The sequence below is a fragment of the Streptomyces turgidiscabies Car8 genome (assembly GCF_000331005.1).
Classification (GTDB): domain Bacteria; phylum Actinomycetota; class Actinomycetes; order Streptomycetales; family Streptomycetaceae; genus Streptomyces; species Streptomyces turgidiscabies.
This window is the reverse complement of the sequence record NZ_AEJB01000169.1, coordinates 1-529: the sequence shown is the minus strand read 5'-3', so window position 1 is coordinate 529 and position 529 is coordinate 1. Positions and strand designations below refer to the sequence as shown.

Here is a 529-nt window from a genome sequence, read left to right as displayed (position 1 = left end):
GCTGTCGACTGACCGACCGTATGGATTCTGTATACCATCCATCTGTATACTGTCGCCCTGCATGCGTTCAGTTATCCAACTGCCCCAGCGCGGAGGCGACATGGAAGATCTGAATCCCGAGGTGGTGCTGGGGATGACCACCCAGGCGCCCGACGGCATAGTGATCATCGACGGCGAAGGCCTGATCCGCTTCTGGAACCGTGGCGCGGAGCGCATCTTCGGGTTCTCGGCGGGCGACGTGGACGGTCGCAGCCTGGACGTCATCATCCCGGAGCGGCACCGGAAGCGTCACTGGGACGGCTTCCAGGAAGCCATGGACCGGGGCACGACCAAGTACGGCGACGCCGATCTGCTGAACGTTCCGGCGCTGGCGGCGGACGGCCGCAAGCTGTCCATCGAGTTCAGCGTGGTGCTCCTGCCGGCCCCCGACGGCAGCACGTACGTCGGTGCGGTCATCCGGGACGTCACCGCGCGCCGCGAGCGGGAGCGGGAGCTGATGCGGCGGCGGGCCGAGGCCGAAGCGACGGCC

Annotated in this window: 1 protein-coding gene; it reads left to right on the top strand. The window is 67.1% G+C overall.

Annotated elements, in window-relative coordinates:
* Positions 1-100 precede the first annotated feature (100 nt).
* Positions 101-529, top strand: a 429-nt coding sequence (locus tag STRTUCAR8_RS10540; RefSeq protein ID WP_044471868.1) for a PAS domain S-box protein, incomplete at its 3' end; no start/stop codon positions are given.